Raw genomic sequence first — 16,162 nt, forward strand, 5'->3', positions numbered from 1 at the left:
GCTACGAAAATTGCGCCGCTTTTATAGGGTGAGCGAATTATTGGTCCCGGTTTATCATTGAGCAATTTAAAGTGTACTACCCGGTTAGTTTTGCGTGCGATTATCGAACACAATGCCGGTTTGGCGAATTGACGATTTTTCGTCCACTGCCCAACATCCATCTCACCTTGAGTCCGGAACTGAACCACCGGTCGCAGCGTGCACAAAAAAAGCACACCAAATAACAAATCCAAAAACGGGTGGAACACATGATTCCTTCACAGACTTCCCGCATGGCTCCGGCCATGAGCACTGCCACGGGTGGCATCGGCGACAAGATCCGCGGCGCCATGGCCGTCGGCAAGACCCGTTGGGGCATGCTGGCGCTGGTGTTTTTCGCCACCACCCTGAACTACATCGACCGCGCCGCCCTCGGCGTCATGCAGCCGATCCTCGCCAAGGAAATGAGCTGGACGGCGATGGACTACGCCAACATCAACTTCTGGTTTCAGGTCGGCTACGCGATCGGCTTCGTGCTGCAAGGACGGCTGATCGACCGGGTCGGCGTCAAGCGCGTGTTCTTCTGCGCGGTGCTGCTCTGGAGCCTGGCCACCGGCGCCCACGGTCTGGCGACCTCGGCGGTGGGCTTCATGGTCTGCCGGTTCATCCTCGGCCTGACCGAAGCGGCCAACTACCCGGCCTGCGTGAAGACCACGCGGCTGTGGTTCCCGGCCGGTGAACGCGCCGTGGCCACCGGCATCTTCAACGCCGGCACCAACGTCGGCGCGATGTTCACCCCGATGCTGCTGCCGCTGATCCTTCACGTGTGGGGCTGGCAGGCTGCGTTCCTGTGCATGTCGGCACTGGGCGGGATCTGGCTGCTGTTTTGGGGCCTGAAGTATTTCAACCCGGAAGATCACCCGAGCGTTAAACAGTCGGAGCTGGAATACATCCAGAAAGAAGTCGAACCGGAACAGGCCCGCGTGCCGTTCTCGAAAATCCTGCGGATGCGCGGCACCTGGGCCTTCGCCCTCGCCTACTCGCTGACCGCGCCGGTGTTCTGGTTCTACCTGTACTGGCTGCCGCCGTTTCTCAATCAGCAATACAACCTGGGCATCAACGTCACCCAGATGGGCATTCCGCTGATCATCATCTACGTCACCGCCGACTTCGGCAGCGTGGGCGGCGGGATTCTGTCTTCGTTCCTGATCGGTCGCGGTATGAACTCGATCAAGGCGCGCCTGCTGTCGATGTTCCTGTTCGCCTGCTGCATCATCGGTGTGGTCATGGCCGCCGGCTCAGCCAACCTGTGGATCGCAGTCGCCGCCATTTCCCTGGCCATCGGCGCGCATCAGGCCTGGACCGCCAACATCTGGAGCCTGGTGATGGACTACACGCCCAAGCACATGATGAGCACGGTGTTCGGTTTCGGCGGCATGTGCGCGGCGATCGGCGGGATGTTCATGACCCAGATCGTCGGCCACATACTGACCGTCACCAACAACAACTACACCGTGCTGTTCACCCTGATCCCGGCGATGTACTTCATCGCGCTGACCTGGATGTACTTCATGGCACCGCGCAAGATTCCTACCGTCACTGAGTAACCTGCCCCTCCTTGTGGGAGCGAGCTTGCTCGCGAATGCGGACTGACATTCAGCACTGACGTTGAATGACACACCGCCTTCGTGAGCAAGCTCACTCCCACAGTGCTTTTCAGCGCCGGCTCTGCTGCCACGCTGCCGCCAGCCCGCTGCAACAGATCACCGCGATCCCGATCACGGTCATCAGGGTCGGCGTGTGAGCAAACAGTAACCAGCCCAACAGCCCCGCAAACACGATCTGGCAATAACCGAACGGCGCCAGCAACGCCGGCGCGGCATGGCGGAACGCCTGGGTCAGAAACAGGTGCGCGGTCATTCCGCAACTGCCCAGCGCCAGCATCAACAGCGCATGCCCCAGGCTCGGCACCTGCCAGAAGAACGGCACCAGCGCACTCATCACCAGCGTGTTGCACAACCCGGCGAAAAAGTTGCTGGTGGTCGGGCTGTCGATTTCCGCGAGCTTGCGGGTGAGCAACTGATAGAAGCAGAAAAACAGCGCCGAGCAGAACGGCAACAGAATCGCCGGGGTGAACAAGTCACCGCCCGGATGGACGATGATCAGCACACCGATGAACCCGCACACCACCGCGATCCACTGACCGCGCGTCACCCGTTCCTTGAGCAGCGGCACCGACAGCGCCGTCACCAGCACCGGAGCAAGAAAGTTGACCGCCGTGGCCTCGGCCAGCGGGATGTACAGCAACGCTGTGGTGAAAAACAGGCTGGTGCCCAACAGGCACAACGCCCGCGCCAACTGCCACAACGGACGTTTGGTGCGCAGCACGCGCAGCCCGGACTGCGGCAGGAAAATCCCCGCCATCAGCAGCGTGTGCACCAGATACCGCGCCCACACCACCATGACGATCGGATAAAAACCCGAAAGGTATTTCGACAGCGCGTCGTGGCTGGAGAATAGGAAGGTTGCCACGACAATCAGCAAGATCCCCTTGAAGGGTTGGTTGACGCCGGAAAGCGGAGTGCTGACGGTCATTGGCTCTCTCTGAATGAAAAATAAACGGTGACAAGGACGCAGGCGCCCTCGCCCCTTGAAGCAGACTTAAAGCCGGGCCAACAATTCCCGCGTCCGGTCGATTGCCATTTGCGCCCGCTGCAAACCACTCACGCCTTGCTCCAGCAATTTGACCGTGGGAATTTCCAGACTCAGGGGAAGGTTAGCCGGAAGACTGCGCAACAAGCCGATCAAGTCACAATCGCCCTCGCCGGGAAACCGTCGTTCATTGCGGGCCTGACGCAAGATCTCGGCCATGTCCGTCGGCCTCGACCCGGCAACATCGCACAACTGTGCATAGCGCAGCCGCGAGGCTGGCACACCGACCAGATCTTCCAGCCGCGATCCGGAACGGTCGAAGTGAAACGCATCGACCAACACCGCCCCGTTTTCGCGCCCGGCGTTGTCGACGATGCGCAACGCTTGCTCGAGATTGCGCGCATCGGTCCACGGCATGAACTCCAGATGCGGGTGCAAACCGTAGGGCGCCGCCAGATCGCACAGTGCCGCGAAATTATCGGTGAGTCGCTGTTCGTCGGGATCGTTACCGGCGACCAGCAATTCACTGGCGCCGAACTCCGCGCCGACGCTGAGCAGTGGCTCGAAATCCGCGAACACTGTCTGCGGCTTCAATCGAAGGATTTCCACGTCGAGCACGCCGATTCCGGTGTCACGCAAACGCGCCAATGTCTGACGCCGCAAATCGCCATCGGCGACCAGCGGGAAGTGATATTCCTCGGGCGTCGCCGGTTCAAGCCGCAGGCCGACATGGCTGTAACCGGCACGGGCCGCGACCTCGACCATCTCGGGTGGCGACAACTCCAGCACGGTCAGGCTGGCCAGGGACAGAATTCGCTCGCTCATGTTCAGGCCTCGATCTGCGCAGGTTCGGTGGCGCGACCGCTGGCCGCTGCTTCACGGATGGCCTCGACCAGCGCCAGGGTGCGGGCGGCATCGGCGGCACTCACCAGCGGTTCAACCTCCCGTCGCGCCACGCGGACGAAATGCTGCAACTGCAATCGCAAGGCTTCGTCAGGCGTGAACGGTTCGTCGACCGAGAGCAACGGCTCATGCCAACCGGCGTCCACCTGATCGGCGCTGTAATGCCAGCGCTTGAGTTGCGGAATGCTCAAGGCTCCAGCTGTTCCCGCCAGCAAGTAACAAGGTTGGTCGCCCTGACGTGGATAGACCGGGTTCTCCCCGGAGTTCAACTCCCAGCTCCACGGCGCTGCCACCGCATCGGAACCGGTCAGGGTGCCGAGCGCTCCGCCATCGAATTGCAGCAGGATCGCCGCGCTGTCTTCATTGGCAAAACCACGCACCGCACGGTCGGTGATCGCCTGCACCGAACGCACTTCGCCGCACAGATGACGCAGCAGATCGAGGTCGTGAATCAGATTGGTCAACAGCATGCCCGCGCCCTCTTCGCGCCGCCACGCGGTTTCGAAATAGTGGTCGGGTTTGCGCAACTGGAACAACGCAGTCACCAGAGTCAGCCGTCCCAGCGCTCCCTCCTTGACCAGTTCATGGGCACGCACGATCAGCGGATTGTGCCGCCGATGATGGCCGACCAGCACCGGCACGCCGCTGCGCTTCACCGCCGCCACCAATTCCCGCGCCTCATCCAGATGCACGCCCACCGGTTTTTCCAGCAACACCGGAACGCCAGCGGCCAGGCAATCCAGCGCGGTGCTGACGTGCTGATTATTCGGATTGGCGACGATCACTGCGTCTGGCCGGTTCTGCTCCAGCATCTGACGGTGATCGGCGAAATACGCCACACCCCACTCCGCCGCCAGGGCCGGTGCCTGAGGACCGGGATCGGCCACGGCGCATAACGTGGCCTCAGTGAGATGTTTCAGGTGCCGGTAATGTTGCTGGCCCATGTTACCGGCGCCGATCAGGGCGATTCGAAGGGGCGGGTTCAAGGTGCGATCCTCTTGTGATTGTTGTGGGAAAACTCACTACATCAACAATTTAGAACCCGGTTCCAGATTCTCACACCCGCCCGACTGAAAAGTGGGCGAACAGCGCACAGCTTTGCTTAAACGAACAACTCCGAGGCCAGGCTGGCCGCCGACAATTCCTCGGTGAACGTCAGCAGCAACGGCGCCAGTTCATGCAATCGCGCCCCCGGCATCCGTGCGCTCGGCCCGGCTATGCTCAGCACGCCAATCACCCGGCCATCGGCAGGATGTTTCACCACCGCAGCAATCGCCGAAGTGCCGACCGCCGAGCTTTCTTCCACAAAGGCATAGCCCTGTTCCCGGGCCACACGCAGGCGTTCGAGCAGTTCAATATTGGAGCGCGGCGCGTTGGGCCCGATATCCGCCGGCACCTCCGCGCCCTGGCGTTCGACCAGCGACAACGCCTCGGCGTCGCTCATGCACGCCAACCACGCATGGCCCGACGCTGTGTAGAACAGCGGCGCATCGCGGCCCATGTCCGGGTCGTAACGCAGGCCGGTGCGGGCGCCCTGAGCCTTGGCGATCCAGGTCTGGCGCTCGCCGTCGATCACCCCCAGACGCACCAGCTCACCGGTTTCCTGGGCCAGTCGATCAAGCACCGGCTGCACGATGTCGGCACCGCTGCTCGACAGATACTGAAAGCCCATCGCAACCAGTTTGGTCGACAGGTGATAGCGCAACGTCTCCGGGTTTTGCCGCACGTAACCCAGCCGGATCAGTTCGGCGAGCAGGCGGTGCATCCCGCTCTTCGGAATGTCCAGTTGCTCGGCCAGGGTCTGCATCGGCAGCCCGCGCGGATCACTGGTGAGGCTTTCCAGCACGCTGAAAACCCGTTCGATTTGACTGCCGGCCATGGTGCGCTCTCGGTGAAATTTTGCCGATTCTAGAAGACATCCCGAGGAATGCGAAATCTGGAACCCGGCGTCCGATAACCGCCCACTTTGCGCGCCAGTCGGTTGATCTGCTTCGCCTGCACTGGTTATTTTCTGGAACATGATTCTAAAAACAATTGATTGCTGGAGCCCTTGCTGATGCCTGCCCTTCCCGATATCGACTGCGACGTTCTGGTGGTCGGCTCCGGCGCCGCCGGTTTGTCGGCCGCCGTCACCGCCGCCTGGCATGGCTTGAAGGTCATCGTGGTGGAAAAGGATCCGGTGTTCGGCGGCGCCACCGCGTGGTCCGGCGGCTGGGCGTGGGTGCCGTGCAATCCGCTGGCCCGGCGCGCCGGGATCGTGGAAGACGTGGAATTGCCGCGCACCTACCTGCGCCACGAACTCGGCGAGCACTACGACCCGGCCATGATCGACGCCTTCCTTGAAGCCGGCCCGCGCATGGTGGCGTTCTTCGAACAGCACACCGCCCTGCAATTTGCCGACGGCAATGCCATCGCCGACATCCACGGTGAAACACCGGGCGCCGGCACCGGCGGACGCTCGGTGATTGCCGCGCCCTATGACGGACGAAAGGCCGGGCGCCTGCTCAAGCGTCTTCGCACAACCATGCGCGAAACATCGTTCATGGGCATGCCGATCATGGCCGGCGCGGACCTGTCGGCGTTTCTCAATCTGACCCGCTCGTTGTCGGCGGCCTGGCACGTGACCCGGCGTTTCACCCGCCACCTGCGGGACCTGGCGCTGCACGGCCGGGCGATGCAACTGGTCAACGGCGTGGCGCTGGTGGCACGGCTGGCGAAATCCGCCGAAGACCTCGGCGTGCTGTTGTGGGAGTCGGCGCCAGTGACCGAACTGCTGCGCGACGAATCACGCATCACCGGCGCTCGCGTGAACACTACAAAAGGCCCGATCACTGTCCATGCCCGCAAAGCCGTGGTACTCGCGGCGGGCGGATTTGCCAACGACATCGAGCGGCGCAAAGCGTTGTTCCCTCGCACGCCCACCGGTCATGAACATTGGGCGCTGCCACCCTTGGGAGTGGATGGCGACGGCCTGCGATTGGGAGAAACCGTCGGAGCCCGGGTCAACACCGAAGTGGCCTCGCCCGTGGCGTGGGCGCCGGTCTCGCAGGTGCCACATTCCGACGGCAGCATCGGCCATTTCCCACACATCATCGAACGTGGCAAACCGGGCGTCATCGGCGTGCTGCGCAACGGCCAGCGCTTCGTCAACGAAGCCAACGGCTATTACGACTATGTCAGCGCCATGGTCGCCGCGGCCCCCGAAGGTGAAGAGGTCGCGTCCTGGCTGATCTGCACCCGCGCGTTCCAGCGTCGTTACGGGCTCGGCATGTCTCGGCCGTTTCCGGTGCCGGTGCCGGTGTCAGGTTTTATCCGCAGCGGCTATCTGAAAACCGGCAATACCCTTGAGGAATTGGCCACCGCATGCGGCATCGATCCGAACGGATTACGCGCCACTCTCCATGACTACAACCACCATGCGCGGCACGGCGAAGATCCGCTGTTCGGTCGCGGCTCGACCCCGTACAACCGCAAACAGGGCGATCCGGCGCAACAGCCCAATCCGTGCGTGGCGCCCATCGAACAAGGCCCGTTCTACGCGGTGAAGGTGCAGCCGGGCTGTTTCGGCACCTTCGCCGGGCTCAAGGTCAATCCGCACGCGCAAGTGCTCGACGCCGAAGACCGGCCCATCACCGGGCTCTACGCCGCCGGTGGCGACATGGCCAGCATCATGGGCGGGCATTATCCGGCGGGCGGGATCAACCTCGGCCCGGCCCTGACTTTCGGTTACATCGCAGCCCGGCACATGGCGGGCGTCACGGCTTTCGAACAGGAGATCGACCATGCAGCACATCGTTAACAGACAAGGACTGAACCTGCCAAAACTCGGCCTCGGCACCTGGCCGATGCTCGGCGACGAGTGCACCCGCGCCGTGGAGCAAGCCCTGGAACTCGGTTACCGACACATCGACACGGCGGCGGCCTACAACAACGAAGACGCAGTCGGACAGGCGCTGGCGAATACGCCGACACCCCGCGAGCAGATCCACGTCACCACCAAGGTCTGGTGGGACCAGTTGCAACCGGATGCCATGCGTCACTCGCTGGAGCGCAGCCTCAAGGCGTTGCGCAGCGAGTACGTCGACCTGTTCATGATCCATTGGCCGACCACCGACTGGGATTTGCCGCGCACCCTCGAAACCCTCGCGTCGTTCAAGGAACAGGGGCTGGCTCGCAACATCGGCGTGGCGAATTTTCCGCTGCCGCTGCTGCGCAAAGTCGTCGAGGAATACGGAATTCCTCTGTCAGCGATTCAGGTCGAGTACCACGTCCTGCTCGGACAAAACGCCCTGCTCGACTACGCCCGTCAACACGATCTGGCGCTGACGGCCTACACGCCGCTGGCACGCAACAAGGTCTCGGAGGTTCCTCAGATTCAGCAGATCGCTGAAAAACACGGCGTGCTGCCGACTCAAGTGGCGCTGAAGTGGCTGCTGGATCAGGACAACGTCGCGGCGATTCCCAAGGCCAGCAGCAAGACCAATCAACTGGCCAACCTGGCCTCGCTGAATGTCGAACTGGATGACGACGACCGGGCGCTGATCGCTGCGTTGTCCAAGCGCGAACGTCAGGTCAGCCCGGACTTCGCGCCGGTATGGGATGCCTTCGACCGCTAAAATCTGACCCGGCGAAAGAAAACCGCCGGCGGATTGAATTCCCGGCGCTCGCGCTCGTCAATAAAAGGCCCGACCTCGTCACCCCGAGGCCGGGCCTTTGTGCGTGTGTACGAATAGACGGACGACCGGACTGGCGCCACACTCACACACCAGCAACACTCATCACCACGATCAGACAGAGGATTCCCACATGCTATGGAAAAAAGGCCGACGCAGTGACAACGTCGTCGACGCCCGTGGCGATGACATGGGCGGTGGTGGGGGCATGCGCTTCGGCGGAGGCAAGGGCCTGAGCCTCGGGGCGATCCTGCTGATCGTCGGCATCGGCTGGATCACCGGGCAGGACCCGCTGCAGATCCTCGGCCAGCTCACCGGGCAGATGACCGAACAATCGGCTCCTACTTCGCAAACCCGTCAGGCACCGCCGGCCAACGATGAACAGGCCGAATTCGTGCGCTCGATCCTCGGCGACACCGAAGACACCTGGGGCGCAATCTTCCAGCAGGCCGGCCGGCAATATAAGGATCCGACCCTGGTACTGTTCAGCAACCGGGTCAATTCCGCCTGCGGTCTGGCGACCTCGGCCACCGGCCCGTTCTATTGCCCGGCGGACCAGAAAGTCTATCTGGACATGGCGTTCTTCCAGGAAATGGCCCAGCGCTTCAAGGCCGCCGGCGACTTCGCCCAGGCCTACGTGATCGCTCACGAAGTCGGACACCATGTGCAGACGCTTCTCGGCGTCTCGGCGAAAATTCAGACAGCCCGCCAGCAAGGCCGGCAGATGGAAGGCGACGGTGGTCTGCTGGTGCGTCAGGAACTGCAAGCCGATTGTCTGGCCGGGGTCTGGGCCTACAACGCGCAGAAACGCCTGAACTGGCTGGAACCGGGTGACATCGAAGAAGCCTTGAACGCAGCGAACGCCATCGGTGATGATCGCCTGCAACAACAGGGTCAGGGCCGTGTGGTGCCGGACTCGTTTACTCACGGTACGTCGGCGCAAAGGGTGCGCTGGTTCAAAACCGGATTCGCCCAGGGCCAGGTCGGCCAGTGCGATACCTTTGCGGCGAAAAACCTGTAAATGCATAAATGGCTGTTGGCTTTTCTGTTCATCGGCGGCACCGCCCAAGCGGCCGGCGTCGACGCAATCAGTCCCGGGCGCCTGCAATTGCAGGCCGGCGAAATGGCGGTGGGCATCGGCCCGGCGCCGGCGAAAATCGAGCGCGTGCTGATCGTCATTCATGGCCGTCTGCGCAACGCCGAGACCTATCGCAAAAGCGGCGAAGTCGCGGCGGAACTGGCCGGGCAAACCGCCAACACCTTGGTGATCGCCCCGCAGTTTCTCAACGAAAGCGACGTGTCGCTCTACTCGTTACCCGCCAGCGTGCTGCGCTGGCAAGGCAACGACTGGATGGGCGGCGGGTTATCCACAGGGCCGAATCCGCTGAGTTCCTACGCCGCACTGGACGAAATCGTCGCGCGGCTGAGCGATCGCAAGCAGTTTCCGGACGTGAAGCAGATCGTGATCTTTGGCCACTCCGGCGGCGCCCAGGTGGTGCAGCGTTATGCGCTGCTGGCTCAGGAACAACCGGCGCTCAAGACCGAAGGCATTCGCTTGCGTTATGTAGTCGCCAACCCGTCGTCCTACGCGTACTTCAATGAGCAACGTCCGGTGGCCTTCGATCATGCCAAGTGCCCCGGTTTCAATCGCTGGAAGTACGGTCTGGTGGACCCGCCGATCTACTCGGGTGGGCAAACGCCCGCGCAGCTTGAAGGCCGTTACGTCAAACGCGAGGTGATTTATCTGCTGGGCCAGCAGGACACCGACCCGCAACACCCGGCGCTGGACAAGAGCTGCGCCGCCAAAGCGCAGGGGGCTTATCGACTGGAACGCGGGAAGCTGTTTTTCAGTTACTTGCTGCGTCGTCACCCTGAAGGGGTCAATCAGCGCCTGATCGAAGTGCCCGGCGTCGGGCATAACGGCGACGGCATGCTGACCTCGCCGGAAGGCCAGAAAGCACTATTCGAGCAATAAGTTGTTGGGTGGATGGTCTGGCCTCTTCGCGAGCAAGTCGAGTCGTCGCACCGCCGCTCCCACATTTGGAATGCGTTTCCCTGTGGGAGATTCTATGTTGCAGGGGAACCCTGCAATCTTAGATTCGGTTGGTATTCGCTCTGGTTTTTCATGAGGGCGAATGCCACCCGGCAAAGCTTGCGGGCGAGGATGACCAAGGCCTGGGTTCTGGCCAGACCTCTTGCCAGATAGGATTCATAGAACGGTTTCCAAACAGGGGATCGACAAGCTGCCATAGCTGCATTGTGTGCAAGACGCCGTAATTCCCCGTCACCTTTTTTGCTCAAGTGGCGAGGACTGTGTTTCTTGCCTGAGTCCTTTGCCTTCAAGTCCATTCCCAGAAAGGCGATGAACGCATCGGCGCTGGCGAACTCACCTCGCATATACGTAGTTGCCAAGCCCGTTGCCGTGAGTTCGCCAATCCCTTCAATAGCTTTGCAGCGTCTGATGTTTTCGCTAATGCCGGCCTCTTGGCTGACTTTGCGAAGTAATTCCTGAATGGCCTGATCAAGCTGTTTGAAATGCTCCAACCCATGGGCCAAAAGATCTTCAAGGAGAGGTTCGTTTGACCAGCTCAGCATGATACTGACTCGGGCCTTCATCAGCTGCGCACGCTTGTTAAGCAGACTTTTCAACACCGTGTAGTGCCGTGGTGGTGGGCTCCAGACCCGCAGCCGGTGCTGTTCACTGGTTAGATAACGCGCCAGAAGACGTGCATCACAAGGGTCGGTTTTTGCACGCTGACCGATGCTTTCGCGGTAATGGCTCACCCGGTAAGGGTCCACGACGTAAACCCGATGCCCCATACCATGGGCCAGTTCGGCCGTGTCCAGGTGGTAGAGATTAGTGGCTTCCAGGGCGATCGAGCTTTGTGCGGGCAGGGTCTTCAGCCAACGACCTACAGACGTGCGGTCGTTGTTGATGACCTGGATAATTTTCAGATCTTCGCGGTAAACGACGATTTCGGCCTTGGCCACATCGACACCAATCACCGTTGGCGAGGTAAGGATTGTCATGACGAATCCTCGGAGCTAGGGTTTAAGAGCTTGTCGGGGTCTACCGTAGCGCTGGCTTGCCTCTATCGTCGGTTTTACCGATGAATTCCTTATCGGCGCTTTAGGTAGAAAGGGCGGGACGAGAAGTCTCCCACGGTCCGTACTGGCTAGAGTCGGAATCGAGCTTTTAGTCCCGCCCACCCCTTCAAGTCTAAACATACAAGCGGGCTTGCTCGCGAAGGCATCCGTGCAGACAATGCAGGCCTCAGGCGAACAACATTCGCCGCAACTCCACACAATCCTTCGCATGCCAGTCGGTCAGCTCCGGCCACGGATTGTCCGGCAGGTTCACCAGCACCGTGTGGGTGCCCGCCGCCCGGCCGCAATCAAGATCAAACCGGTAATCACCGACCATCACCATCTCGCTCGCCGGCACTTGCCAGGCTTCGGACAGTTTCAGCAGGCCACCGGGATGCGGTTTTGGCTGTGCTTCATCGCGACCCAGCACATCCTCCACCGCAAAACAGTCGGCCAGGCCGATGGCCTCCAGCGTCACATGAGCCAGCTCCCGCGCATTGCGGGTCAGAATGCCGAGGCGATAGCCCCGGGCGTGCAGGTCGCGCACCAGCTCCACCGCGCCGACCGCCGGGGTCGAGCCGAGCGCCAGATCCCGCTCATGTTCCAGCAGCCACGCATGTTTCGCCGCTGCTTCCTCGGCGGGCAATGCCGCGAGATGGGTGAGGATGTCATCCTCCGGCGGGATCGCCAGCGCCACGCGGATCGCCGCGAAGTCGTGCACGGCGACGGTCAGGGTGCCGTCCATGTCGAACACCCAGTGCCGCACATCCGCCAGACTCATGCCCAGTCCTTGCGATGACGGATCAGGCCTTCCTGGGTCACCGACGCCACCAGTTGCCCGGCGCGGTTGAACACGCTGCCCCGGGAGAACCCGCGCGAGTTGCCGGCCCACGGACTGTCCATGGCGTAGAGCAACCAGTCATCGGCACGCAGGTCATTGTGGAACCACAAGGCGTGGTCGAGGCTGGCGACCTGCATGTCTTTCTGCCAGACCGATTTGCCGTGCGGCAGCATCGAGGTGGTCAGCAGACCGAAGTCCGAGGCGTAGGCCAGCAGGTATTTGTGCAGCGCCGGGATGTCGGCCAAGGCGCCGTCGGCACGGAACCACACGTACTTGACCGGATCCGCCGGTTGCGGGTTGTACGGGTCTTTTTCAGTGACCGGGCGCACTTCGATCGGCTTCGGGCACAGCAGCTTTTCGCGCATATGTTCCGGGATCAGGTGCGCGCGTTGCTGGGTCAGTTCCAGCTCCGACGGCAGGTTTTCCGGGCCGACAACCTGGGGCATCTGGCTCTGGTGTTCGAAGCCTTCTTCGTCGTACTGGAACGAAGCGCTGCAAGTGAAAATCGGGTGGCCCTTCTGGATCGCGGTCACGCGGCGGGTGCTGAAACTGCCGCCGTCCCGCACGCGATCAACCGAGTAGACCACCGGCAACTTGGCATCGCCAGGACGCAGGAAATAACCGTGCATCGAATGCACATGACGCGTTTCTTCAACGGTCTGACTGGCCGCCGACAGCGACTGGCCGAGCACCTGGCCGCCGAACAACTGGCGAAACCCCAGATCCTGGCTGCGACCACGGAACAGGTTTTCCTCGATCGGTTCGAGGGTCAGCAGATCCACCAGATCTTCCAACACTTGGCTCATTCAGACTCTCCTCACACAAAGCTATGCCGCGCAGTCTTGGCTGCGGCGGGGGATTCAGGTTCTGGCCGGCGCCCCCAGGGGTGCCGGCCATTGTAAACGTCCGCGCCTGCTTATCCATGCAAGGTTTCCAGCCACTGCTCCCTCGTGATGCGGTACAACACATGTCGCCGTAACGGGTGACCGTCCGCGAGACGCGGGTGGTCGAAATCATCCTGCGGGGCGTGGTGCATGCCGATCGCCTGCATGACTTTCTGCGATGGCAGATTGGTCTCGCTGGTGAACGACACCACTTCATTCAGCGCCACCCGGTCAAAGCCGCAACGCAGCGCAGTCCAGGCCGCTTCGCTGGCATAACCGAGGCCCCAGTGCTCCTTGGCCAGGCGCCAGCCGATTTCCACCGCCGGGGTGAACGGCGCATCGAAACCGACCACGCCGAGCCCGGTAAAACCGATGAACTCGCCGCTGTCCTTGCGCTCCAGCGCCCACAGGCCGTAACCGTGCTCGGCAAAATGCCCGCGCACCCGGCCGATCAGCGCGGCGCTTTCCAGCCGGCTCAAGGGCGCGGGGAAGTAGCGCATCACCTGCGGATCGGCGCACATCGCTGCGAACGCCGGCAAATCCTCGTCCTGCCATTGGCGCATCAGCAGCCTTGCGCTTTCCAGCTCCAGTATCGGTTCCATCCCGCCCCTCCGCTTGATGCCGTCAGTCTACATCGCTGTTAGGCTTTGCACTCTTTCCTGCAGCCTTTATGAATAGTCCACCATGCCGTTGCCGCTGATCTACCACGAAGACTACAGCCCGGAATTTCCGGCGGATCACCGCTTCCCCATGGACAAGTTCCGCCTGCTGCGCGATCACCTGGTGGACAGCGGCCTGACCCGCGACGAAGACCTGTTGCGCCCTGAACTGTGCCCTGCCGACATTCTCGCCCTTGCCCATGACCGCGGTTATATCGAACGCTACATGAGCGGCGAGTTGTCCCGCGAAGACCAGCGGCGCCTCGGTCTGCCGTGGAATGAAGCCCTGGCTAGACGCACCGTGCGGGCGGTCGGCGGATCGATTCTGGCAGCGGAGAAAGCGCTGGAACATGGCCTGGCCTGCCACCTCGCCGGTGGCACCCATCACGCCCATTACGACTACCCCGCCGGCTTCTGCATCTTCAACGACCTGGCGATCATCAGTCACTACCTGCTGCAAAGCGGCCGGGTGAACCGGGTGCTGATCTTCGACTGCGACGTGCATCAGGGTGACGGGACTGCACGGATTCTGCACAACACCCCGGAAGCGATCACCGTTTCCCTGCACTGCGAAAAGAACTTTCCTGCACGCAAGGCCGAAAGCGACTGGGACATTCCGCTGCCCAACGGCATGGGCGACGCCGATTACCTGAAAGTTGTCGATGACGCGCTCAACTATCTGCTGCCGCTGTATCAGCCGGATCTGGTGCTCTACGACGCCGGCGTCGACGTGCACAAGGACGACGCCCTCGGTTATCTGCAACTGACCGACGAAGGCCTTGCCGCCCGCGATGAAAGCGTGATGCGCCACTGCCTGGGCCGCGACATCCCGGTGGTCGGGGTGATCGGCGGTGGTTACAGCAAGGATCGCCACGCCCTCGCCCGCCGCCACGGGATCCTGCATCACAGTGCGCAGCGCGTCTGGCAGTCATCGGGTTGTCATTGAGTTGTGCTGCGTTACCCACAATGGCTGTGGAACGGCCTGTGGATAACCTGAGCGAAAGGGACTACAGCCCAAGCTGAACATGGCTTGCAGCGCGCTGGTTGTTTTTTGATCAGGCCTTTCGATCATCACAAATCCCTGTGGGAGCGAGCTTGGTCCGGGCGGCGATCCGACGATGGCGTCAGTACATTCAACATTTAACTGAATGACTCACCGCTTTCGCGAGCAAGCTCGCTCCCACCCGGTTTCTGCGCTGTTAGAATGCGCGCCATATTTCGTCAGACCGCAGCGCACGCCATGACCCAGATTCACGCCACCTCTCCCGCTCACGTCGCCATCATCGGCGGTGGCCCCGCCGGCCTGATGGCCGCCGAAGTGCTGAGCCAGGCCGGAGTCCGCGTCGATCTATACGACGGCATGCCTTCGGTGGGCCGCAAGTTCCTGCTGGCCGGGGTCGGCGGCATGAACATCACCCATTCCGAAGCCTACCCGGCGTTCCTGTCGCGCTACGCCGAACGCGCCCCGAACATCGCCCCGCTGCTGCGCGCGTTCGACGCCGATGCGCTGTGCCGGTGGATTCACGAACTGGGCATCGAAACCTTCATCGGCAGCTCCGGCCGGGTGTTCCCCACCGACATGAAAGCCGCGCCATTGCTGCGCGCCTGGCTCAAGCGCCTGCGCGACAGCGGCGTGGTTATCCACACCCGCCACCGCTGGCTCGGCTGGGATGAAAGCGGCGCGCTGCGCATCGACAGCCCGGAAGGCGAGAAAACCCTCAACCCCGACGCCACCCTGCTCGCCCTCGGCGGCGGTAGCTGGTCGCGGCTGGGTTCCGACGGCGCGTGGATGCTGCCGCTGGAGCAACGCGGCGTAGGACTGGCGCCCTTGCAGCCAAGCAATTGCGGCTTTGAGGTGCAGGCCTGGAGCGAAGTGATGGTCAGCAAATTCGCCGGCGCGCCGCTGAAAAATATCGCCATCGGTTTGAACGACGACGTCCCTCGTCTGGGTGAATGCGTGATTACCGCGACCGGCATCGAGGGCAGTCTGATTTATGCGCTGTCAGCGCCGATTCGTGAGGCGATCAATGTGCACGGTGCCGCGACCATTCACATCGACCTGCTGCCCGGCCGGCCTGTGGATAAATTGCAGGCGGCGTTGAGCAAACCACGGGGTTCGCGCTCGATGGCCAAGCATTTGCACAGTCAGGTCGGGATTGATGGGGTGAAAGCGGCGCTTCTGCGAGAACTCACTAATGCTGCGACATTTGCTGATCCGGCGTTGCTGGCCAGGGCGATCAAGGCTTTGCCGCTGACGCTGGTGAAAACCCGTCCGCTGGATGAGGCGATCAGTAGTGCCGGTGGCGTGACATTCGAGGCGATGGATGAGCGGATGATGCTCAAGGCGTTGCCGGGGGTGTTTTGTGCGGGGGAGATGCTGGATTGGGAGGCGCCGACTGGGGGGTATTTGCTGACGGCGTGTTTTGCCAGTGGCCGGGCGGCGGGAGCTGGAATGCTGGACTGGTTGAAACAGCGTAACTGATC

At 62.0% G+C, this 16,162-nt stretch carries 15 protein-coding genes; 7 read left to right on the plus strand and 8 right to left on the minus strand.

Features of this window, described 5'->3' with window-relative positions; all coding sequences use genetic code 11:
* Positions 1 to 248 precede the first annotated feature (248 nt).
* Positions 249 to 1,586, plus strand: coding sequence for an MFS transporter (locus ABTV87_RS25335; RefSeq protein ID WP_007958787.1), 1,338 nt, complete (start codon positions 249 to 251; stop codon positions 1,584 to 1,586).
* Positions 1,587 to 1,695: 109 nt separating this feature from the next.
* On the opposite strand, the gene ABTV87_RS25340 is transcribed toward ABTV87_RS25335, so the two are convergent.
* The 4 genes from ABTV87_RS25340 to ABTV87_RS25355 all read right to left on the minus strand — a co-directional run bounded on the left by ABTV87_RS25340 (position 1,696) and on the right by ABTV87_RS25355 (position 5,413).
* Entirely contained in the window at positions 1,696 to 2,574 is an 879-nt protein-coding gene (locus ABTV87_RS25340) for a DMT family transporter (RefSeq protein ID WP_007958785.1), read from the minus strand.
* Positions 2,575 to 2,640: 66 nt separating this feature from the next.
* Entirely contained in the window at positions 2,641 to 3,456 is an 816-nt protein-coding gene (locus ABTV87_RS25345; RefSeq protein WP_433898542.1) for a sugar phosphate isomerase/epimerase family protein, read from the minus strand.
* A 2-nt stretch (positions 3,457 to 3,458) separates the two neighbouring features.
* A complete protein-coding gene (locus ABTV87_RS25350; protein WP_433898543.1) occupies positions 3,459 to 4,520 on the minus strand; it encodes a Gfo/Idh/MocA family protein in 1,062 nt (353 codons plus the stop codon).
* A gap of 116 nt (positions 4,521 to 4,636) precedes the next feature.
* Positions 4,637 to 5,413, minus strand: coding sequence for an IclR family transcriptional regulator (locus tag ABTV87_RS25355; protein ID WP_433898544.1), 777 nt, complete (start codon positions 5,411 to 5,413; stop codon positions 4,637 to 4,639).
* A gap of 177 nt (positions 5,414 to 5,590) precedes the next feature.
* On the opposite strand from ABTV87_RS25355, the gene ABTV87_RS25360 reads away from it, so the two are divergent.
* The 4 genes from ABTV87_RS25360 to ABTV87_RS25375 all read left to right on the plus strand — a co-directional run bounded on the left by ABTV87_RS25360 (position 5,591) and on the right by ABTV87_RS25375 (position 10,182).
* The gene (locus ABTV87_RS25360) at positions 5,591 to 7,333 is read left to right on the plus strand and encodes an FAD-dependent oxidoreductase (RefSeq protein ID WP_433898545.1); all 1,743 of its coding nucleotides are present in this window, start codon (positions 5,591 to 5,593) and stop codon (positions 7,331 to 7,333) included.
* Positions 7,317 to 8,150 carry an aldo/keto reductase gene (locus ABTV87_RS25365; RefSeq protein WP_433898546.1) on the plus strand — a complete coding sequence of 278 codons (834 nt, stop codon included), beginning with the start codon at positions 7,317 to 7,319 and terminating at the stop codon, positions 8,148 to 8,150. Before ABTV87_RS25360 ends, ABTV87_RS25365 begins: the two co-directional genes overlap by 17 nt.
* Positions 8,151 to 8,340: 190 nt before the next feature.
* Positions 8,341 to 9,228, plus strand: coding sequence for a KPN_02809 family neutral zinc metallopeptidase (gene ypfJ / locus ABTV87_RS25370; protein ID WP_039771788.1), 888 nt, complete (start codon positions 8,341 to 8,343; stop codon positions 9,226 to 9,228).
* Positions 9,229 to 10,182 carry an alpha/beta fold hydrolase gene (locus ABTV87_RS25375; RefSeq protein ID WP_085608731.1) on the plus strand — a complete coding sequence of 318 codons (954 nt, stop codon included), beginning with the start codon at positions 9,229 to 9,231 and terminating at the stop codon, positions 10,180 to 10,182.
* Between the two features lie 92 nt (positions 10,183 to 10,274).
* Here the strand turns inward: ABTV87_RS25375 and ABTV87_RS25380 are convergent, their stop codons facing one another.
* The 4 genes from ABTV87_RS25380 to ABTV87_RS25395 all read right to left on the minus strand — a co-directional run bounded on the left by ABTV87_RS25380 (position 10,275) and on the right by ABTV87_RS25395 (position 13,621).
* Complete coding sequence (locus tag ABTV87_RS25380) at positions 10,275 to 11,237, minus strand: IS110 family transposase (RefSeq protein ID WP_221535734.1); 963 nt, start codon at positions 11,235 to 11,237, stop codon at positions 10,275 to 10,277.
* Between the two features lie 244 nt (positions 11,238 to 11,481).
* Positions 11,482 to 12,075 (minus strand): HAD family hydrolase, encoded by a 594-nt coding sequence (locus tag ABTV87_RS25385; RefSeq protein ID WP_433898547.1) that lies wholly within the window; start codon positions 12,073 to 12,075, stop codon positions 11,482 to 11,484.
* The gene (tesB, locus tag ABTV87_RS25390; RefSeq protein ID WP_085608733.1) at positions 12,072 to 12,941 is read right to left on the minus strand and encodes an acyl-CoA thioesterase II; all 870 of its coding nucleotides are present in this window, start codon (positions 12,939 to 12,941) and stop codon (positions 12,072 to 12,074) included. Before tesB ends, ABTV87_RS25385 begins: the two co-directional genes overlap by 4 nt.
* Positions 12,942 to 13,051: 110 nt before the next feature.
* Positions 13,052 to 13,621, minus strand: coding sequence for a GNAT family N-acetyltransferase (locus ABTV87_RS25395; protein ID WP_085608734.1), 570 nt, complete (start codon positions 13,619 to 13,621; stop codon positions 13,052 to 13,054).
* Positions 13,622 to 13,703: 82 nt separating this feature from the next.
* On the opposite strand from ABTV87_RS25395, the gene ABTV87_RS25400 reads away from it, so the two are divergent.
* Both ABTV87_RS25400 and ABTV87_RS25405 read left to right on the plus strand, forming a co-directional pair.
* On the plus strand, positions 13,704 to 14,624 hold the full coding sequence (locus ABTV87_RS25400; RefSeq protein ID WP_074691535.1) for a histone deacetylase family protein: 921 nt from the start codon (positions 13,704 to 13,706) through the stop codon (positions 14,622 to 14,624).
* 294 nt (positions 14,625 to 14,918) lie between these two features.
* Complete coding sequence (locus ABTV87_RS25405) at positions 14,919 to 16,160, plus strand: TIGR03862 family flavoprotein (RefSeq protein ID WP_433898548.1); 1,242 nt, start codon at positions 14,919 to 14,921, stop codon at positions 16,158 to 16,160.
* The last annotated feature ends 2 nt before the right edge of the window (positions 16,161 to 16,162 follow it).

It is taken from the genome of Pseudomonas sp. PSE1(2024), from assembly GCF_050990555.1.
In the GTDB taxonomy this organism is placed as follows: domain Bacteria; phylum Pseudomonadota; class Gammaproteobacteria; order Pseudomonadales; family Pseudomonadaceae; genus Aquipseudomonas; species Aquipseudomonas aphyarum.